Source organism: Photobacterium angustum (genome assembly GCF_003026365.1).
In the GTDB taxonomy this organism is placed as follows: Bacteria; Pseudomonadota; Gammaproteobacteria; order Enterobacterales; family Vibrionaceae; genus Photobacterium; species Photobacterium angustum.
This window is the reverse complement of record NZ_PYOM01000004.1, coordinates 95,409-114,803: the sequence shown is the minus strand read 5'-3', so window position 1 is coordinate 114,803 and position 19,395 is coordinate 95,409. Positions and strand designations below refer to the sequence as shown.

Annotated in this window: 19 protein-coding genes; 12 read left to right on the top strand and 7 right to left on the bottom strand. The window is 39.1% G+C overall.

What is annotated here, in order from left to right:
* The first annotated feature begins 220 nt into the window (after nt 1-220).
* Nucleotides 221-1,288 (top strand): methyltransferase, encoded by a 1,068-nt coding sequence (locus tag CTN01_RS05475; protein ID WP_045148497.1) that lies wholly within the window; start codon nt 221-223, stop codon nt 1,286-1,288.
* A 10-nt stretch (nt 1,289-1,298) separates the two neighbouring features.
* Here CTN01_RS05475 and CTN01_RS05470 read toward each other — a convergent pair whose 3' ends face one another.
* A complete protein-coding gene (locus tag CTN01_RS05470; protein WP_045132027.1) occupies nt 1,299-2,177 on the bottom strand; it encodes an alpha/beta hydrolase in 879 nt (292 codons plus the stop codon).
* A gap of 247 nt (nt 2,178-2,424) precedes the next feature.
* Between CTN01_RS05470 and CTN01_RS05465 the strand changes: the two genes are divergently transcribed.
* A complete protein-coding gene (locus tag CTN01_RS05465) occupies nt 2,425-3,666 on the top strand; it encodes an NAD(P)/FAD-dependent oxidoreductase (RefSeq protein ID WP_045148495.1) in 1,242 nt (413 codons plus the stop codon).
* A 152-nt stretch (nt 3,667-3,818) separates the two neighbouring features.
* Nucleotides 3,819-4,034: a DUF465 domain-containing protein gene (locus tag CTN01_RS05460; protein WP_045148493.1), complete on the top strand. Its 216-nt coding sequence runs from the start codon at nt 3,819-3,821 to the stop codon at nt 4,032-4,034.
* 81 nt (nt 4,035-4,115) lie between these two features.
* On the opposite strand, the gene CTN01_RS05455 is transcribed toward CTN01_RS05460, so the two are convergent.
* From CTN01_RS05455 to CTN01_RS05440, 4 genes are all read right to left on the bottom strand, one after another.
* Complete coding sequence (locus CTN01_RS05455; RefSeq protein WP_005366556.1) at nt 4,116-5,537, bottom strand: sugar porter family MFS transporter; 1,422 nt, start codon at nt 5,535-5,537, stop codon at nt 4,116-4,118.
* 648 nt (nt 5,538-6,185) lie between these two features.
* Nucleotides 6,186-7,244: a hypothetical protein gene (locus tag CTN01_RS05450; protein WP_107342109.1), complete on the bottom strand. Its 1,059-nt coding sequence runs from the start codon at nt 7,242-7,244 to the stop codon at nt 6,186-6,188.
* A gap of 450 nt (nt 7,245-7,694) precedes the next feature.
* Nucleotides 7,695-7,916, bottom strand: a complete 222-nt coding sequence (locus tag CTN01_RS05445; RefSeq protein WP_005366553.1) for a VF530 family protein — start codon at nt 7,914-7,916, stop codon at nt 7,695-7,697.
* Between the two features lie 161 nt (nt 7,917-8,077).
* Nucleotides 8,078-9,139, bottom strand: a complete 1,062-nt coding sequence (locus CTN01_RS05440; RefSeq protein WP_005366546.1) for a helix-turn-helix domain-containing protein — start codon at nt 9,137-9,139, stop codon at nt 8,078-8,080.
* 1,394 nt (nt 9,140-10,533) lie between these two features.
* On the opposite strand from CTN01_RS05440, the gene CTN01_RS05435 reads away from it, so the two are divergent.
* From CTN01_RS05435 to CTN01_RS05395, 9 genes are read left to right on the top strand one after another with little or no spacing between them, the layout of a single operon-like run.
* Complete coding sequence (locus tag CTN01_RS05435) at nt 10,534-10,932, top strand: ATP synthase subunit I (protein WP_045148492.1); 399 nt, start codon at nt 10,534-10,536, stop codon at nt 10,930-10,932.
* A gap of 1 nt (nt 10,933) precedes the next feature.
* Complete coding sequence (atpB, locus tag CTN01_RS05430) at nt 10,934-11,701, top strand: F0F1 ATP synthase subunit A (protein WP_005366539.1); 768 nt, start codon at nt 10,934-10,936, stop codon at nt 11,699-11,701.
* A 53-nt stretch (nt 11,702-11,754) separates the two neighbouring features.
* Nucleotides 11,755-11,991: a F0F1 ATP synthase subunit C gene (atpE, locus tag CTN01_RS05425; protein ID WP_004727739.1), complete on the top strand. Its 237-nt coding sequence runs from the start codon at nt 11,755-11,757 to the stop codon at nt 11,989-11,991.
* A 52-nt stretch (nt 11,992-12,043) separates the two neighbouring features.
* Nucleotides 12,044-12,514 (top strand): F0F1 ATP synthase subunit B, encoded by a 471-nt coding sequence (atpF, locus tag CTN01_RS05420; RefSeq protein ID WP_005366521.1) that lies wholly within the window; start codon nt 12,044-12,046, stop codon nt 12,512-12,514.
* A 14-nt stretch (nt 12,515-12,528) separates the two neighbouring features.
* Nucleotides 12,529-13,077, top strand: a complete 549-nt coding sequence (locus CTN01_RS05415; protein ID WP_005366520.1) for a F0F1 ATP synthase subunit delta — start codon at nt 12,529-12,531, stop codon at nt 13,075-13,077.
* 13 nt (nt 13,078-13,090) lie between these two features.
* Nucleotides 13,091-14,632, top strand: coding sequence for a F0F1 ATP synthase subunit alpha (gene atpA / locus CTN01_RS05410; RefSeq protein WP_005366518.1), 1,542 nt, complete (start codon nt 13,091-13,093; stop codon nt 14,630-14,632).
* Between the two features lie 58 nt (nt 14,633-14,690).
* Entirely contained in the window at nt 14,691-15,563 is an 873-nt protein-coding gene (gene atpG / locus CTN01_RS05405; protein ID WP_045148491.1) for a F0F1 ATP synthase subunit gamma, read from the top strand.
* A gap of 21 nt (nt 15,564-15,584) precedes the next feature.
* Nucleotides 15,585-16,970 carry a F0F1 ATP synthase subunit beta gene (atpD, locus tag CTN01_RS05400; protein ID WP_005366516.1) on the top strand — a complete coding sequence of 462 codons (1,386 nt, stop codon included), beginning with the start codon at nt 15,585-15,587 and terminating at the stop codon, nt 16,968-16,970.
* Nucleotides 16,971-16,986: 16 nt separating this feature from the next.
* The gene (locus tag CTN01_RS05395) at nt 16,987-17,430 is read left to right on the top strand and encodes a F0F1 ATP synthase subunit epsilon (protein WP_005366515.1); all 444 of its coding nucleotides are present in this window, start codon (nt 16,987-16,989) and stop codon (nt 17,428-17,430) included.
* 230 nt (nt 17,431-17,660) lie between these two features.
* Here the strand turns inward: CTN01_RS05395 and CTN01_RS05390 are convergent, their stop codons facing one another.
* Both CTN01_RS05390 and CTN01_RS05385 read right to left on the bottom strand, forming a co-directional pair.
* Complete coding sequence (locus CTN01_RS05390; RefSeq protein ID WP_045148489.1) at nt 17,661-18,212, bottom strand: DUF2799 domain-containing protein; 552 nt, start codon at nt 18,210-18,212, stop codon at nt 17,661-17,663.
* A gap of 376 nt (nt 18,213-18,588) precedes the next feature.
* Entirely contained in the window at nt 18,589-19,161 is a 573-nt protein-coding gene (locus CTN01_RS05385) for a DUF2913 family protein (protein WP_045148488.1), read from the bottom strand.
* Nucleotides 19,162-19,395: the final 234 nt, after the last annotated feature.

Genomic DNA, 19,395 nt, shown 5'->3' with positions numbered 1-19,395 from the left:
GGCACGGATATTCACCGCAATTACAATAACTGGGTGGTGAAATTATCTCGCTCTATTCAACAGCAATTAGATGTAAGTACTCAAAACTATTAATAAAATTATCGTAATAAGTGCATACATAATGATATTAACTAATGACAGATAATTTGTTTTAAAACAATAAGAGTGAGTAAAGGGTCGATAGAATAAGCGCCAACTGTATAACCTATGAAGGTGTTGTGTGACCGATTATTCTCTAGATCCTTTTAATGCTCTTGATGCAAAAACAGAAGCGCAAAAACTTGCTTTTTCTCCTATCGTATTTCAAACCGCTAAATCACTGCGTGATCTTGGTATCCTCGCGGCATTAGATGAAGTAAAAAAAGATGGGTTGGATGCTGTTGCAATTTCAAAGCGTACAGGGATCAGCGAATATGGTGTAAAAGTGTTATTAGATATGGGGCTAAGCGCACATATTGTCACTTGGCACGCGCCAAAATACCGTTTAGCTAATCTGGGGCATTATTTACTGCATGATGGCATGACTCGAGCAAATGTCGATTTTACCGCAGATGTTTGCTACGCCGCGATGATACACCTTTCTGAATCCATTAAAGAAAGCAAACCCGCAGGCCTTGTTGAACTAGGCGATTGGGAAACCATTTATCAAGGACTATCTCAATTACCTGTAGCCGCCAAAGAAAGTTGGTTTAATTTCGATCATTTCTATTCTGATCGTTCATTTTCGTTACTACTTGAACGTGTCTTTGCGAAAAAGCCTAAACGCTTATTTGATATTGGCGGTAATACGGGGAAGTGGGCGCAACAGTGTTGTACGTATGATCTTGATGTGAACGTTACTATTATCGATTTACCACAACAAATTGAGATGGCGCTTGCGCAAGCCCAAAAAAATGGACTGGCAGAACGCATTTCGGGTGTGGGCACTAACTTACTGGATAAATCTCAAGCATTACCGCAAGGAGCGGATGTGTGGTGGATGAGCCAGTTTTTAGATTGTTTTTCACCGATGGAAATACTGAGTATATTACGTCGCGTACGTGAAGCTATGTCGCCTGATGCGGTGGTGTATATTTTAGAGCTTTTCTGGGATGCACAGCGTTACGAAGCAGCAACCTATAGTTTGAATGCGACCTCGTTATATTTCACTTGTTTAGCCAACGGTAATAGCCGTTTCTATCGCAGTGATGATTTTCTAGAAATCGTCAAAGAAGCGGGCTTTATTGTGACAGAGCGCGAAGACAATATCGGTTTAGGTCATACATTGTTAACTTTATCAGCCGCATAAACGAACCGAACTATTCATTATAAGCGACCATTTGCGTGGCTTGCTCTCGGTTATTTTGTCTGACGTATTGCTCGGTGTTAACTAACCATTGGGCAATGTTTTGCTGATAATGAGGGTGGTCGCCTGTCATGGCTCTCGCGTGTCGACAATCATCGAAAGCCATAAATTCTTTATTCCCCTTGAGCTGTTGATAGAGTGTTTCACCAAATTCAAATGGCACAACGCTATCTTCTTCACAGTGTAATACCAAGGCATGACTCTCCGGAACACGATGCAAACTCTGCTCTGCGGCATAATCATCTCGCATAATTACCAGTGCAAACCAATCATAGAGTTTACCGAAAGGACTTTGGCTTAAAACAAACTGCGCTTCTTTAACGTAACTGGTAAAGGGGGAGTCGAGAACAATGCCGTCAATTTCAATCGGATTATCAGCCCAAGCCCGTAAAAAAATATTACTGCCAGTAGATGTGGCGACAACAAATAACGGCTGGTGGTTATATTGATTGATGTAATTGAGGATAGAAATCGCATCAAGGTACGCATCTTTATCTGTTGCCGTACCTGTTGAGTGACCAAAGCCTGAATAGTCGAAAGTGATCACGTTAAAGCCATAATCTGTCAGCCATGCGACTTTTTCTTGGGTTTGCTCCATTTGCCCACTGTTGCCATGAAAGTGAACCACAATGCCGCGATGTTCAGGCGACGATATAGAAGAGATATTAGTAGGGTGATAATAGCGATAAGCAATTTTATTGCCAGAGAGCGAATCAAGCCAAATGACCTCTTTACTTGGTATATTATTATTTGATGGTGAGAAAAAGGCTTGGTTGGCACAACCAGATATTATAGGAAGTAATAACAGAGTCAGAAGCAAAAAAGAGTTCATGGACATCTTCCTGATTTGTCATGACGTATTAATAGTGTGTACGCCTTAAAACGAAAATGTGATCTCTCCTATGAGAAAATAAAACAATGTCCCTAATTGCTATTTTTTAAGATAAAGCGATACCCGTTGTATGGTGTGAAGAAATAACTTTGTTAAACTCTGCGCTGATAATATATCCAAACCGATCGTTGCTTCTTATCTCACTCCCGTCAGGTAAGACACTTATAGCGTTAATAAAAGGAAAAAGATGTTGAACAGTAGACAACGTACCCAAGTTGCGATTATTGGCGCAGGTCCATCAGGCTCTGTTGCAGCAGCGTTGCTCAATCAAAATAATATTGATGTTGTTGTCTTAGAGAAAAACACTTTTCCTCGTTTTTCTATCGGCGAAAGCTTATTACCTGCCTGTATGGAAGTGATCAAAAAAGCCAATATGCTCGATGCAGTGATAGGCGCAGATTTTCAATATAAAAATGGTGCTGCGTTTCGCCGTCGTGATACCTACACCGCGTTTGATTTTCGCGATAAATTCACAGCAGGCGCTGGTACGACTTATCAAGTTCAGCGTAGTAATTTTGATAAAGTGTTAGCCGATGAAGCGGCCAAGCAAGGGGTTGAAATTCGCTATCAACATAGCGTAGAAGCAATTGAATGTGGTGACACTCGCTCTGTTATTACGATTCGTGATGAGTTAACAGGGCAAACCTATGCGCTCGAAGCAGACTTTATTTTAGATGCCAGCGGTTTTGGGCGTGTATTACCGCGTTTACTCGATTTAGAGCAGCCGTCTTGTTTACCTGTGCGTCATGCCATTTTTACCCATGTGGTGGATCATATTGAAGATAGCGGTGTTGAGCACGATCGTGAAAAGATTTTAATTTCCGTTCACCCAACTAATGAAGACGTGTGGTTTTGGCTTATTCCATTTAGCAACGGGACTTGCTCATTAGGTGTGGTGGCAGAGCCTGAATTTTTAGCCCAATACGATGCCGATGAAAAAACTGCATTGCAGCAAATTGTGGCGCAAGAGCCAACATTAAATAAGCTGCTCAGTAAAGCTGAATACGCGAATCCTGCAGCGCAAATTGGCGGTTATTCTGCCAATGTAAAACACCTAGCGACGAACAACTATGCGTTATTAGGCAATGCAGGGGAGTTTTTAGATCCTGTATTTTCATCAGGCGTGACCATTGCAATGCAATCGGCAGATTTGGTTGTTAGTGCCTTATTGAAGCAATTGGCAGGCGATGACGTTAATTGGCAGCAAGAATATGCCGATAAATTAATGGTAGGGGTAAATACTTTCCGTACCTATGTAGAAGGTTGGTACTCTGGTGAATTACAAAAAGTGATTTTCTATACCGATCCTGATCCTAAAATAAAACAAATGGTGTGCTCGATTCTGGCAGGTTATGCATGGGATCAGAATAACCCGTTTGTTGCCCAATCTGAACGCCGTTTAAGAACCCTCGCTGAAATTTGTAGTTAAGTCGCCTTGCGCCTATTTAAAGCCATATTCAATGGCTTTAAATAGTAATATTGTTTTTCATAAATAGAGCAGAAAAAGTGTGATTTTTGTCTTAATTTAATTAGATAGAAGGCGTATAACTAAGACATAAGCTATTTATGAGGAGAGTTCCGATGTTTCCAGAACACAAAGAGTTAATCGATTCTTTAAAAGGTAAAGAAGTTGATTTTGAGCGTCTATACAATAAACACAGCGAGCTAAATGCTGAAATTGAAAAAATGACAGCGAAAGACGGTTACGACGAAGATATTATTGATAAGCTTAAAAAAGAAAAACTATTGCTTAAAGATGAAATCTTGGTTTATTTAAAAAATGCCGAAGCGAAGTAAGAATCTATTCGTCAATAATTAGTAAATTGAAACAGAAAAGATAAGCGCGAGCTTTTCTTTTCTGTTTCTACATTGAACGTATTATTTCTTTCCAAGTTTAGATAAAGGTATACCCGCCATTAGGTTTTGCTCAATCTTCTCCAAACTGATCCCTTTTGTTTCAGGGATTAGGATTAAAGTAACAAAGAGGAAGATGATATTAAGTACAGCATAAAGCCAGAAAGTTTGCGCATTTCCGAGTACTTGTAAGAAAGTAAGGAAAGTAGCGCCAACAATCATGTTTGCAATCCAGTTAGTTGCAGTACTCACTGTAATACCAAAGTCACGTGCTTTTAGTGGCTGAATCTCAGAGCATAATACCCAAATAAGTGGACCTGCACTCATTGCAAAACCAACGATAAAGATAAGTAAAACGAAGGCTGCGAAATATTGCTCGAAAGATGTTGTTACTCCTTGGTTTAAAAGAAAACCTAGTGTAGCCATACTCGCAGACATGACTAAAAAGCCAAGTTTCAAAATTGGTTTACGACCTAGTTTATCAACCAAACCTATCGCAATGAAGGTCGCAAAGACATTCACTAAACCTACGATCACAGTTCCCCACATTTGTTGTTCAGTACTTGCAAAGCCTGCAATCTTAAAGATTTTTGGTGCGTAATACATGATTACGTTCATGCCAGTAAACTGTTGCATTATCTGCAACGTGACGCCCAAATAAACAGCTCGGCGACAGTTACGATTGGTTTTAAATAATGACCAGCCACTTTGTTTTACCTTTAAACTTTCACGAATAGCATCGAGTTCATGTTTTGCTGTCTCATCACTACCACGCAATAATTCAAGTACTTCTTTTGCTTCAGTATGACGGCCTTTTAAAGCTAACCAACGTGGGCTTCGAGGTAGCATCAGTACACCAATTAATAAAATTAAAGCTGGAACTGTAATCACACCTAACATCCAGCGCCATTGTCCCTCATAGCTAAAAGCAGTATCAGACAAAAAGGCAACGACGATGCCAATAGTAATCATTAATTGATACATGGAGATTAAGCTACCACGCAATTTTTGTGGTGCGATTTCAGATAAATATAATGGGGCAGTGAATGAAGCGACGCCTACAGCGAGTCCGAGGAAAATACGAAATATAATTAATATTTCAGTGTTATTCGCTAAAGCACAGCCCAAAGAGCCAACCGTAAATAAGATTGAAGCAACAACTAAACTATATTTACGACCAAACTTGTTTGATAGCGGTCCAGAGCCAATCGCACCAAAAGCGGCGCCAAACATCATTGAACTAACAACCCATTCTTGTGTGTGTGTCGCTAGACCGAATTCTTTAGCAATGAAAGGCAATGCACCAGATATCACACCTATGTCTAGACCAAATAATAAGCCAGCTAATGCTGCAATAATACAGGCAATAAAGACATTTTTATTGAGGTCACTTTTTTCTAAAGAAAGCGTTCCATTAGATCGCTCTTCTGTAATCACTGTCGCCATCATTGAGTCCCTTTATTGGATATTTCGCTGAGACAGCTTCAAAGAGTAGGTAATCCTTTCTGATGAATGGCCCCTTTGTTTTACTGCTTTGAAACTGTTTAAGCGCTTTTATCATATTAATAATTTTATTTTTTAGACTTAGCATGAGAGTTGTCTCTGTCTTAGATTTGATCTTTTGACATCGACACACCGTTCATATGCTTAATCATTGAATGTAATGGTAACGTTTACACTAAGTTTTCAACGTGAGAAAAATCACATAAAGAGACATTGTAATAATCATAGATATGCATATTTATGATTTTGAGGACATATATCTTTACCCAAGATTTATTTATTGCGTTAGTCGTTTGGTATAACTTACTGAATTGGATAGAAGATCTTTATCAGAGGACAAGAGGGGGAGTGTTATTAGGTTATTGCATATGGCGAGGAAACCGATAAGCAGCCTTTAAAAATACGGCTTTTTACTATTGGAGTATTAATTTGAATTTATATTACTTTTTTACTGTGAAATGGTACTGCTGAGCCTAACTGAAATCCTCTCCCAAAAATAGGTTTTGAGAGAGGTAGGTACTGGATGTATAACGAATAGAGCGTTTAAAGAGCTCTAATTTGATATAAGACTATAAACGATTTAAAACTGGGTTATTTTGTTTTATGTGAGTACAATTTATAGCCGAAAGTATTGTTATTATCGTCATTATCTGAACCATAAAACATTCCTTTCTGTATACCGTAACCTGTTATTCCTTCAATTTTATCTTCTTTGAAATCAGCAATCTTATCAATATTAACCTTACTGTCAGGCCCAAGTGCAGCCATAAATTCTGTATTCTTAAGTTCAAAGACTTTACTACTTCGATATAATGTTGAGCGGTGAACTGTTGTCTTATTATCAAAGGAAGCGGCGCCATAAAGGTGATGATCTTGAGTACTATAGAAAAGATCTGAAATATTACGATTGGTTTTCCACTCTTTAGGGGCTGAAATTTTGCCAACTTGTTTTAAATGTAGCGTATCATCTTCTTGATTTGTAAAGTTATTAACGTCTATGCTATCCCAATATAAATTTCCTGATTTTCTGTCCCCAAGCAGGATATTATAGTTTTCACTCCCATCAGCTTGTGCACAAGCTAGGCCTTCAAAATTGATATTCGCAAAGTTTTCTGGATTGCTAGCTATGTTATATACTTTTTCTACGGTTAACCCACTTTTTAATCCGTCAGGATCTAATGATGCATCTCGGTGGATAAGTAAAAGGCGACCATAAAGGTAATCACCCGCGCTCTTATCATAGTAATAACCACTTTCAGCAGCTAAGTAATAGTTATCATCTAATTTGCAGATAGATTCAAGGTCATTTCCTTTAGTGTTTCCATTCCATTCAACCGGATAATTTATGTTTTCAACAATCGGCTTGCCATTTTTATCCATATGTAACATGACAAACCTTGGCTTATTTTCTTCACTGGGTATATTTTTATAGTCCAAAACAGCTAAGACATAATCATGAAGATTATCTTTACTATCTTCGCTGTTATTTCCTAACGCTAGCCCACTTATTGATTGGTCGATTGACCCACTAATTTGAATGTCCTTAGTAGTTGTATCTGAACTAGAGTTAGAATCTGAACCGCCACAGCCTGTTACCAATGTTGCTGAAACCAGTAGCCACAGTAAATTTTTTTTATATTTACAACTCATAATTTAGTTAACTTTTTATATTCGATGGTTATATAAGAAACAGAATCTTCTTTAATCTATTACGCAAGCAATAGTTATCCTGAAAATATCATTTGCCCTTTGAATAGTTGCTGAATTGATACCAATGAGTTAAATGTCATCAGTGTTAAATATTGATAAATTTGGTAATTTTGGAGTAAATAACTTAAAAATTGAATTATTATTTATTTCTAATGATTAAATAACTAATTTTATCTTATTGATTGGATTCTAATCTGTTGTTCTTTATTCAATATGAACTAGCGCTGTATGTTTATTTATGCGAATTGATGATCTAGGTGAGTGTTTTGTTCTAGCTACTCGTAAACATATCGTTAGCCTGATTTGATGGTGTGTTGTTAGAAGTTGCGAAGATAGAGGGAGATGGCATACCTTACTTATGTATTGGTTAAAGCGCGTATGCCAATCGGGTTACTTACAAAAAGTCTCAATATATAAGGCTTCTACTTTGTCTCTTGCCCATTGAGTTTTGCGTAAAAACTTTAAAGACGACTTAATAGAAGGATCGCTGTAAAAACAGTTAATTTTAATTCTTGCATCTAGCCCTTCCCATCCGTAGTGCTCTTGTAAACGCACAAGGATCTTTTCTAACGTCAAACCGTGTAATGGGTTGTTGATTTGTTCTTGGCTCATGATTGAGTGTTCCTACCATCGCGAAATCTGTCGACGGAGTTTAGCAGAATGCGCTGGTGTGGTTTAAGGTTTTCACAAAATTTAAGCATATCTCGTTAGCTTATCGCTCACAATTAGCGACCTATTAGGCAGCTAATCAAACAATAGTGAAGTAACAAGTTTTAAATAAGTTCCCAATGTGAAACCACACGCGGTGCTATTGTTTGGTTTTTACTGGTTAACTGAGACGGACACAGTCCCGTCCAGCGTTTAAACGCGCGTGAAAAAGTACTGAGATCAGAAAAACCTAATTGCTGTGCAATATCAGCTAAGCCTAACTCTGAATTATCTAACAGTGATAACGCCATTTCTAATTTATAGTTCTCTAACACCCCTCGATAACTTGTTGATAAACATGCTAAACGTCTATTTAAGGTACGAAAGCTTATATCCATTAAACTTGCGATATGGTTGCCAGATGCCGCCTCTAAATCAGGTAGGCTTCTAAGCGCACGATAAACTTGATGAATCACATTGTTCTGCTGATAGTTTACGAGCTGATGTTTTAACTGCCATAAGCTGTTTTGATTGATCACCGGGTCAGAATCGGTTAACGGTAAGGATAACGACTTTTTACTAAAGCTAAGTCGGATCAACGGAAAGCTATAGTGGCACTTTATATTCAGTGCAGATGACGCAATCAGGTTATCAAATAACTGTTGCTCTATACGTAAATTAGTCAGCGAGGGTAAATACGCATCACCTTTAAGTGTTTGTGTGCCCCATGTTTGCTTGATGACATTCAATAATAGCGCGAAGTGTAAAGCCAATAACGATAGGCTTTCTGTTGAATGTTTTGCGATCGGTTCATTACTTAATAGCCATAAGTTGATGTTATCACCTTTATTTTCATCTAAATGAAAACGAATAGAGCTATTGAGTAATGCGCTGTAGTGGCACAGTGTATGTAATTGCGTGTAGCGATCAGGGCTCGTCCATAGCGCTAAACTATAGAAGTTAAAGGTTAAAGGATTTACTGACTGTGCTATTTTTGTAATTTGGGTGGATAAAGCATGATACTCAGGCGTGATAGTTGAGAGGTATTGCTTTAGCCACAGACCTTCAAAATGGGTCATGTCAAAGGTGTGATTCTCCTCAATATTGAAGTTTGCAAAAGGAATGACACTTTTCCAACCTGAAGAGACTGTATTTTTTAGTGATGAGAGTTGAGATTTGACTTCCATTGTTACTTATATACCTCATAAAAGTTACATCTCAGAAACATACCAGCGTATTAAAAGACAAGATTAAATAGAGGGTGCAAATTAATGTTACTAAATGCAGTTATCAGTTAGTTGATAATGTATCTTGAAAGTAACAGTTATGTGTCTTTGTCTTTATTTGTTTATCAGTAAATATGTATCATCGTTGTTTTATTTATTTACATTAGCAATGTTTGTAGCACATTAATATTGTTTATTTTGTGCTGATTCTACGTATGGCAAAGTTGTTAATCTATAATTATAGCTCAAACAGTCGATAAATTTTGTCGGATAGCTCTATTTTTATTACGATTCATATTTATTATATATAACCCTAATTGGTAAATATAATGGCTGAATTTAGCAACTCTTACCTTCTCTATTTTATATTTAGGACTGGATGCATATATTGACTTTTATGTTTTATTTTTAATGTATTATTTTCGCTCTTTTATTGTGGCATATTATCGCTCGCAGTGAGCGATATTATAAATATAATATTGTCTGTTTTTTATGACTTCGAATTGTAAATTACAACGTTGAAAATCGCTTTTAATGAGCGTTGATTTATATTTGTTGAGCTTAAAAATGAAAGTTTTTAGTGCCGTTAAGGGCTTTTATTACCTTTGTTAATCATCATCTTATTATTTCATTCTGTAACATCTCATTTTAAATAAGTACGTTGTTCCGCTTCCTTATTTTAAAAATTAATCTGACTATATATACAGTCAGTTATTTTTCTTCCTTTTGCTTCTTTTTTCGCCACAGAGAACGCCCTTTCTGTGTTGGTTGTTATCGCTTTTCTTTCTTGATCTAGCAGTGAAAGAGGAAGAATACGAGCTTAAATCGCGTGATTTTGGTCTTTTAAAATTGAAATTTATTGCAAAAAAAGACAATAAATAGCAAATAACCGTCAACTTTTATGGTTGATAATAATTATTAGTACGTCGTAAGTTTTGTATTTCGCTCATTTTGATTATTGATGTGAATACATAATTATTCGCTTTGCTTACAATATAATCCATTCGGGCTGCAATCATTTACTTGCTCAAAAATGAAAAACATTGATTTCATTTTTTTTAATGGCGTTAGTGATAACGATCACGTAAATTTTAATCATCAAGAGGTGGCGGCAAAGTTATTGATTTTAAATGTATTGCAAATTGCATTACTGAAAATAACACTTTTCTGCTTTGATATTTAATATTTACTTAACATTTTAGTTGATGAGATATTTGCTCTTGATGAGGTTATTTTTTCTTGTGATGTTATTCATTATTCATGTGTGTATGGGTTTGATCATAAGTTGAAATAATCTATAACAAGTTGAAATGGAGGGGTTTAGCAGGTTATTGCATAAATAAAGAGGATTAGAAATGAATACGAAATCTGGTTCTAGCGATATTTTATCTGCAGCAAAAGTAATAGTGATAGGGCAAGTAATATTAGGTTTACTTTTTATTTGTTTCGCTTCTATTACTACTAATTGGTTTGGCGTTAAATCTTCAATTATTGGGGTGGCTATTGCAGTTATTCCTTCGTTGTTAGGCTTAAGTGCAGCTGCTTTTAAAATAAAAACAAATAAAGACATTAGTATTCGATATTTAGCCAAACTTAATAGTTTTATTAAGTGGGTTTATACCGCGGTAATGATTTTAGCTGTTGTTCGTTTTATTCCAGTAAATCATGTAGCTATGTTATTAGCTTATAGCGTGACATTTTTAGGATGCTTTTTAACCCCGATACTTAACAAACCTCAATTTAGGATGACGTAAGGTGGAAGCAGTAACTACCGCTCACGAATATATTGAGCACCACTTAACATTCCTTACTGTAGGCCAAGGTTTTTGGAGCCTAAATATAGACTCCATGTTTATGGTATGGGTGTTAGGTTTACTGTTCATCGGTGTCTTTAAATATGTTGTTAGCCGCGGAACCTCTGGTGTTCCAGGTCGATTGCAATGTTTTATTGAGATCACTTATGAATTTGTAAACAACCTTGTTAAGGAAATTTTTCAGACGAGAAGCAAGATAGTCGGCCCTTTAGCTTTAACTATCTTCGTGTGGGTTTTCTTAATGAATATGATCGACTTAATTCCGGTCGACTTCGTTCCTGCATTAGCACGAGTACTGGGCTTTGAGCACTTCCGTGATTTGCCTTCTGCTGATGTGAACGTACCAATGTCGATGGCGTTAGGTGTGTTTATTTTAATCATTGGTTATACCTTAAAAACTAAGGGACTTGTTGGCTTTATTAAAGAGTTAACAACTCAACCATTTGAACACCCATTGTTGTATCCGGTGAACTTCGTTTTGGAGTTGGTGACATTAATTTCAAAACCAATTTCTCTTGGACTTCGACTCTTCGGAAATATGTACGCAGGTGAAATGATTTTTATCCTGATTGCATTAATGCCGTGGTGGATGCAGTGGGCGTTAAGCGTGCCGTGGGCATTGTTCCACATTTTAATTGTGTTCCTTCAGGCCTTCATCTTTATGGTACTAACCGTTGTGTACCTAGCGATGGCAACTGAAGAACATTAATAAATTAAGTTCGATTTAAGTTTTATCTATTAAATAAATTTTTGGAGTCATTCATGGATATTGTAAGTGCAGTTCTTTACGTTGCTGGTGCGCTTCTTATTGGTTTAGGCGCGGCAGGTGCGGCTGCTGGTATCGGTAATCTTGCGGGTAAATACCTTGAAGGTGTTGCACGTCAGCCTGATTTAACCCCTATGTTACGTACTCAGTTTTTTATCATGATGGGTCTTGTGGATGCGGTACCTATGATTGGTGTGGGTATTGGTCTTTACATCATCTTTGCTGTGGCTTAATAGCCAGAACTACCGTTATAAATCATAACGTTATTTAAATAGTGAGGATGGTATGAATTTAAATGCAACCATGCTTGGTCAGGCAATCTCATTCGTGATTTTTGTTTGGCTCTGTATGAAATATGTTTGGCCACCGCTAACTGCGTTAATTGACCAACGTCAGCGCGAAATCGCTGAAGGACTGATTCATACCGAAAACGCGTCAAAAGAACTTGAATTAGCAAAAGCTAATGGTGAAAAGCTTCTGGATGATGCGAAGAAAAGTGCAAATGAATTAGTCGAGCAAGGTAATAAGCGTCGCGCTCAAATTATCGAAGAAGCTCAAGCAGAAGGTGAGAAAGAAAAAGCTCGCATTATTGCTCAGGGCAATGCTGAAGTGGAAAGTGATCGTAATCGTCTTCGCCAAGAACTCCGTGCAGAAATGTCTGACATGGTGATTGAAACGGCGCAGAAACTGATTAATCGTAACTTAGACACAGATGCTAACCGCGATCTTGTTAATAAACTCATCAAGGATATGTAAGCGGAGAGCACATTATGTCAGATCCACTAACTATTGCTCAGCCCTATGCCAAAGCAGCGTTTGATTTCGCTCTTGCCAATGATGCATTGGAACAATGGGAGCAAATGTTAATTATCGCAGCAACGGTTGCTAGCCAACCCGTTATTGCTCAGCAAATTGAAGATAGCGAGCAGTTTGGCGAGCATGACTCAACAGCGTTTACTGACATGTTCTTGGGCGTTTGTGAGGGGCTGCTGGATGAACATGGCCAGAACCTGATCAGAGTAATGGCTGAAAATGGACGTCTAAATGTGATTGCGCAAGTTGCTGAATTGTTCCATGAGCTGAAAGAAGATCATGAGCGCATGGTAACAGCGACAGTAACAACAACCGAGCCGTTAACAGATGAGCAGAAAGCGAACCTGATACAGGCGCTGCAAAAGAAATTAAATCGCAGTGTTGAGCTTGATTGTCACATTGATGAGTCGCTAGTTGGCGGAATGCTAATCAAAGCCGGTGAAATGGTGATTGATGGCTCGCTAAAAAGCTCTATCAACCGACTTGCTACAAGCCTTCAGGCGTAATAGGTAATTAGATATGCAACTGAATTCCAACGAAATTAGCGATTTAATTAGACAACGAATCGCCACCTTTAACGTGACTAGTCAGGCACGTAATGAAGGTACTATCGTCTCTGTAAGTGACGGTATTATTGTTATCAATGGTCTTGCTGATGTTATGCAAGGTGAGATGATTGAACTTCCAGACAACCGTTATGCATTGGCACTTAACTTAGAGCGTCACTCTGTAGGTGCGGTAGTGATGGGTCCTTACGCTGATCTTGCTGAAGGCATGAAAGTAACAGGTACCGGTCGTATCCTCCAAGTGCCAGTAGGTAAAGGTTTATTGGGTCGTGTTGTTAACACCCTTGGTCAGCCTATTGATGGTAAAGGCGCGATTGATAATGATGGCTTTGCGCCTGTTGAAATTATCGCACCCGGCGTAATCGATCGTAAATCGGTTGATCAACCAATCCAGACTGGTTACAAAGCGGTTGACTCTATGGTGCCAATCGGTCGAGGTCAGCGTGAGTTGATCATCGGTGACCGCCAAACAGGTAAAACAGCGATGGCGATTGATGCCATCATTAACCAGAAAGACTCTGGTATCTACTCTGTGTATGTGGCTATTGGTCAAAAAGCATCAACAATTGCTAACGTAGTACGTAAATTAGAAGAAAACGGCGCGCTGAAAAATACAATTGTTGTTGTAGCTTCAGCTTCTGAAGCGGCAGCCCTTCAATACCTAGCTCCTTATGCGGGCTGTACTATGGGTGAATACTTCCGTGACCGTGGTGAAGATGCCCTGATCGTATACGATGACCTGTCTAAGCAGGCTGTTGCTTACCGTCAAATCTCACTATTGCTTAAGCGTCCACCTGGTCGTGAAGCTTTCCCTGGTGATGTTTTCTACCTTCACTCACGTCTACTAGAGCGTGCATCACGTGTAAATGCTAACTATGTTGAGCGTTTTACTAACGGTGAAGTGAAAGGCAAAACAGGTTCATTAACTGCGTTACCTATCATTGAAACCCAAGCGGGTGACGTATCAGCATTCGTACCAACTAACGTAATTTCGATTACTGATGGTCAGATCTTCTTGCAGACTAACTTGTTCAACGCAGGTTTACGTCCAGCGGTTGACCCTGGTATTTCGGTATCACGTGTTGGTGGTGCAGCGCAGACTAAGATCATCAAGAAACTGTCTGGTGGTATTCGTACCGCACTTGCGCAGTACCGTGAATTGGCAGCATTTGCCCAGTTCTCATCAGATCTTGATGATGCAACTCGTAAACAGCTAGACCATGGTGAAAAAGTAACTGAGCTAATGAAGCAAAAGCAGTACGCACCTATGTCTGTTGCTGAGCAAGCACTTGCTATTTTCTCTGCGGAGAAAGGCTACTTGAATAACGTTGAGTTATCTCAAATCGGTGCATTTGAAGAAGCATTAATGGCATTTGCTAAGAGTCAGTCAGCTGAATTACTAGCAAAAATTAATGAGTCTGGTGATTACAACGATGACATCGAAGCAAGCTTGCACCAGCTTCTAAAAACATTCGTTGATACCCAGTCGTACTAAGCGACGAGAACATTTCCGTCCAAGTACGATGCAGTATGAATGTAGATAGGAGCTAACCATGTCAAATGCAAAAGAGATCCGCACTAAGATCGCCAGCGTGCAAAATACGCAAAAGATCACTAGTGCTATGCAGATGGTTGCCGCAAGTAAGATGCGCAAAGTTCAACAGAACATGGAAGCGACCCGACCTTACGCAGAGAACATGCGTAAAGTGATCGGACACGTGACTTCTGGTTCGTTGGAGTACAAGCATCCCTATCTTGAAGAGCGTGAAGTAAAACGTGTTGCTTACATCATTATTTCCTCGGACCGAGGATTATGTGGTGGCTTGAACATTAACTTGTTCAAGAAAGCACTGGCAGATATGAGTCAGTGGAAAGATCAAGGGGTGGATGTTGATACCACCTTGATCGGTTCAAAAGCGATTTCGTTTTTCCATCGTTTCGGCAACGTGATTGCACAAACATCCGGTATTGGTGATGAACCAAAACTTGAAGATATTTTAGGCCCAGTTAACGCCATGTTGGAGTATTTCGACGAAGGCAAAATTGACCGCTTGTTCCTGGTTTATAACGAGTTTGTAAATACCATGGTGCAAAAGCCAAAGGTGGCACAGTTGCTACCTAACCCTGAGCTTGAAGAAGAAGAGTTAGCCGATGCTAATGAATCAAGCCGTTGGGACTATATCTACGAGCCTGATCCAAAACCAATTCTCAACGAACTGATGCTTCGCTATATCGAATCACAGGTCTACCAAGGCACCGTTGAGAGTATTGCTTGTGAACAAGCAGCGCGAATGGTTGCGATGAAAGCAGCAACCGATAATGCGGGCGAGCTGATTAATGATTTACAGCTGGTTTATAACAAAGCCCGTCAAGCTGCTATTACCCAAGAGCTAAGTGAAATCGTAGCTGGGGCACAAGCCGTTTAAATAGAATTTTGAGGACATCAAATGAGTACTGGTAAGATTGTCAAAGTCATCGGCGCTGTCGTTGACGTGGAATTTGACCAAGATAGCGTACCACGTGTATATGATGCGCTTACCCTTAGTGATAGTGAGCATGCTGAATTAGTATTAGAAGTTCAGCAGCAAATTGGTAGCGGTGTCGTTCGCTGTATCGCAATGGGTTCATCAGACGGTCTTCGTCGTGGCCTAGATGTGGTAAATACCAAAGCACCAATTACAGTACCTGTGGGTGAAGAAACCCTTGGTCGTATCATGAACGTGTTAGGTACACCGATTGATGAATGTGGTGAAATTGGCGAAAAAACCAAATATGCCATTCACCGTGAAGCACCGTCTTATGAAGAACAATCTAACAGCTCTGAACTGTTAGAAACCGGTGTAAAAGTTATCGACCTTATCTGTCCATTTGCTAAGGGTGGTAAAATCGGTCTGTTCGGTGGTGCGGGTGTAGGTAAGACCGTTAACATGATGGAGCTTATCAACAACATCGCGAAAGCACACTCGGGCTTATCGGTATTTACTGGTGTCGGTGAGCGTACTCGTGAAGGTAACGACTTCTACTACGAAATGAAAGAAGCTGGGGTACTTGATAAAGTAGCCATGGTTTACGGTCAGATGAACGAGCCACCAGGTAACCGTCTTCGTGTAGCACTTACAGGTCTAACTATCGCTGAAAGTTTCCGTGATGAAGGTCGTGACGTACTACTGTTTATCGATAACATTTACCGTTATACATTGGCTGGTACTGAAGTATCAGCACTGCTTGGCCGTATGCCATCAGCGGTAGGTTACCAGCCAACACTGGCTGAAGAGATGGGTGTACTACAAGAGCGTATTACCTCAACTAAGACAGGTTCTATCACATCTATTCAGGCGGTATATGTACCAGCCGATGACTTGACTGACCCATCGCCAGCAACGACGTTCGCTCACCTTGATGCGACGGTTGTATTATCTCGTAACATTGCAGCGCTTGGTCTATACCCTGCGATTGACCCACTAGATTCAACTTCTCGTCAGTTAGATCCATTGGTTGTTGGTCAAGATCACTATGATGTTGCGCGTGGCGTACAAACCGTACTTCAGCGCTACAAAGAACTTAAAGATATTATTGCTATCCTAGGTATGGATGAATTATCTGAAGAAGATAAGCAGACAGTATCTCGTGCTCGTAAGATTGAACGTTTCTTAACTCAGCCTTACCACGTAGCGGAAGTGTTTACAGGTCAACCTGGTGTATTTGTATCACTTAAAGAAACTATCGCAGGCTTTAAAGGCTTACTAAGCGGTGAGTATGATGACGTACCAGAGCAAGCATTCTTGTACTGTGGCGCTATCGAAGAAGTGCTTGAAAAAGCAAAAAATCTTTAAGGCGTAAGGAGGCATCATGGCTATTGGCGTAACCGAAAACACGTTCCAACTCAACATTGTGAGTGCAGAAGGTCCATTGTTTTCTGGCCCGGCTCATGCGCTGGCAATTTCTGGCTCTGATGGGGAATTGGGTATACGCCCTGGTCACTCTCCTTTATTGAGCCGATTAAAACCTGGTGTGGCGAGTTTTGTCACTGATCTAAAGGATCCTGAAGAAATCCTTTATATCTCAGGCGGGATTGTTGAAGTTCAACCCTCTGTAGTAACTGTACTTGCCGATACGGCAATGCATGGGAAGGACATTGATAAGGCTCGCGCAGATGAAGCTCGACGCGCCGCAGAAGAAAATATCAACAAGCATGCTGATGATATTAACTTCGCTATGGCGGAAATGGATCTGGCAAAAGCAATGGCACAATTACGTGCGGTTGAATTAACCCAGAAACAGATGCGCCGCTAACCTTGATGGAATAAATACAGTGACCGTTTGTTGGACTAAATCACCATAGAAAAATAAGCGGATATTGTTTTATACCATCAAGGAGGCATTCCTTTTGCATAACCATCATGGTGTGAAAGGAAAAGTAATAGATAGAATGGATGTTATTTATTGCTGATGGTATCTCCAGTAAACCCATCACAATTAAAGCCCTTACTTTGTACCGAGAGTAAGGGCTTTTTCATGCTGTTTTAATAGTATTTATTCATTTGTGCTCGTACTTTTTCAAGTTCTTGTTTTAACTTGTTAAGTTGATGTTGCTTTCGTTTCAGATCGTTTGGTCTATTATTGATTTCATCAATCTCATCGAGCTTTTCACGGCGCTCACGTGGTGTGAGTTGGTCGTAAATTAAACTGTTTTTTAAATCGTTTAATCTTTCTTTTTGGTTATCAATTTGGTATTGCTCATGACTCAATTCTCGTTCTGCACGAGAAACATTTTCTTGCGCTGTATAGAGTTGCTGGCCATGGTTATAGCCCTTTATAAACGCTTGGGCTGTATTTTGCGGGCAGACACCTTGGTACGACTTGCCATGAGAACCAACAAAAAAGCCATGGCTTTCAGTACAATACGTTATTAGCCCTTTATTATAGCCAAGTTGGTATTGCTTAAAATCAGCGTGAACATTGTATTCCGAACATGCAGAACTACGTTCGTTAAATTGGGTCGATGATGCACCTTGAGAGCCATCCAAGTAACCTAGTGCTTGCCAGTTAGCTGTTTGGCACTCTTGTTGATTCATTACAGAACATGCGCTCAATGTGGAGCACAGCATGAGTGTTATTGTTAAATTCTTTATCATCATAGCTAACTTGTTACAAATTTATAGAAGGTAAGTACTCTAAAGGTATTACCGTTAAAAATAAAGGTACAATGTTTTATATTTTATTTTGATACAATAAAACATGCTTATGTCTCTGATATTTATTATTTTTTATATATACAGGAAGGGGTGGAAATATTATGGCAGTATTAATGAGATAAAGCCTTTACACTTTTTTGGGGAGAGTAAAGGCTTATTGCTTTTTCGGTGTATTGTTAACAGAATATAACAATTTGAGCTTTAAGGTTTTGCTGTATAACACTATTGCTAATTGTTAGTGAGTAATTGTCAGTGATTAAAGACGAAATAGCTCAATACGTAAATGGTTTTCATCTTCATAAGCAATGACAGATTGGAAACCTGTGCTCTTATCGACAATCGCTGAAAATTGATCTTTCAGCTGTTCGTTGCCAATAAAGAGTATTTGCGTTGCTTTGGTCATCAAACCATCTTCATCAAAGCTTGATGTTAGATCTTCATCGACAACACATATCAAGACTTTGCCATAACGCGCATTAAGATCAATGGCGTGTGCTAGTGAATACTGTGCTTTAGTATTCAGCTCTCTTTCGATCTCTTGAATAAGGGCAATAAACTGGTAGAGATCGGTTGAGCTCATTTGCTGCAAACGTTCGCGTTCTTGATTTAATGTTGCTTCAAAATCGGTATTTAGCTTTCTACCCATTTGTAGCCAGCTTTTCGTCGTTTTCTTTACTAGTCGATACTGGTGAGATTTAACGATTGGTTTTAAGTATTGAACCAATATATTATTTTTTTCTGCAAGGCTTAGTCGTTTATCTAGTTTTTTGAATTCTAGGTGTAGTAAAGCGTGAGTACTAACGTCTAATAATAGTTCTGATTGGTTCATTCGAGTACCGAGTTGAAACAGGTATTAACAATAATATCATACTATTACTGAGGTAATAGTAGAGTCACATAGTGGGCTATTCTTCAATGACGCTATACTAGCATGTTTGTTATAAGCGTGTCATAAACAAACAGTTACTGATAAAAAGTTTATATTTATAAGCGTCACGTAGGGCTTACAGGGGATAAATGACGTTAATAAATAGCGCAAGGCTAAGGGTTTAAACGTAGCAAT

Coding starts and splice junctions, on each gene's coding strand:
- CTN01_RS05470 (WP_045132027.1), bottom strand. CDS start 2,177: ATGAACTCTTTTTTGCTTCTGACTCTGTTATTACTTCCTATAATATCT.
- CTN01_RS05465 (WP_045148495.1), top strand. CDS start 2,425: ATGTTGAACAGTAGACAACGTACCCAAGTTGCGATTATTGGCGCAGGT.
- CTN01_RS05460 (WP_045148493.1), top strand. CDS start 3,819: ATGTTTCCAGAACACAAAGAGTTAATCGATTCTTTAAAAGGTAAAGAA.
- CTN01_RS05455 (WP_005366556.1), bottom strand. CDS start 5,537: ATGGCGACAGTGATTACAGAAGAGCGATCTAATGGAACGCTTTCTTTA.
- CTN01_RS05450 (WP_107342109.1), bottom strand. CDS start 7,244: ATGAGTTGTAAATATAAAAAAAATTTACTGTGGCTACTGGTTTCAGCA.
- CTN01_RS05445 (WP_005366553.1), bottom strand. CDS start 7,916: ATGAGCCAAGAACAAATCAACAACCCATTACACGGTTTGACGTTAGAA.
- CTN01_RS05440 (WP_005366546.1), bottom strand. CDS start 9,139: ATGGAAGTCAAATCTCAACTCTCATCACTAAAAAATACAGTCTCTTCA.
- CTN01_RS05435 (WP_045148492.1), top strand. CDS start 10,534: ATGAATACGAAATCTGGTTCTAGCGATATTTTATCTGCAGCAAAAGTA.
- atpE (WP_004727739.1), top strand. CDS start 11,755: ATGGATATTGTAAGTGCAGTTCTTTACGTTGCTGGTGCGCTTCTTATT.
- atpF (WP_005366521.1), top strand. CDS start 12,044: ATGAATTTAAATGCAACCATGCTTGGTCAGGCAATCTCATTCGTGATT.
- CTN01_RS05415 (WP_005366520.1), top strand. CDS start 12,529: ATGTCAGATCCACTAACTATTGCTCAGCCCTATGCCAAAGCAGCGTTT.
- atpA (WP_005366518.1), top strand. CDS start 13,091: ATGCAACTGAATTCCAACGAAATTAGCGATTTAATTAGACAACGAATC.
- atpG (WP_045148491.1), top strand. CDS start 14,691: ATGTCAAATGCAAAAGAGATCCGCACTAAGATCGCCAGCGTGCAAAAT.
- atpD (WP_005366516.1), top strand. CDS start 15,585: ATGAGTACTGGTAAGATTGTCAAAGTCATCGGCGCTGTCGTTGACGTG.
- CTN01_RS05395 (WP_005366515.1), top strand. CDS start 16,987: ATGGCTATTGGCGTAACCGAAAACACGTTCCAACTCAACATTGTGAGT.
- CTN01_RS05390 (WP_045148489.1), bottom strand. CDS start 18,212: ATGAATCAACAAGAGTGCCAAACAGCTAACTGGCAAGCACTAGGTTAC.
- CTN01_RS05385 (WP_045148488.1), bottom strand. CDS start 19,161: ATGAACCAATCAGAACTATTATTAGACGTTAGTACTCACGCTTTACTA.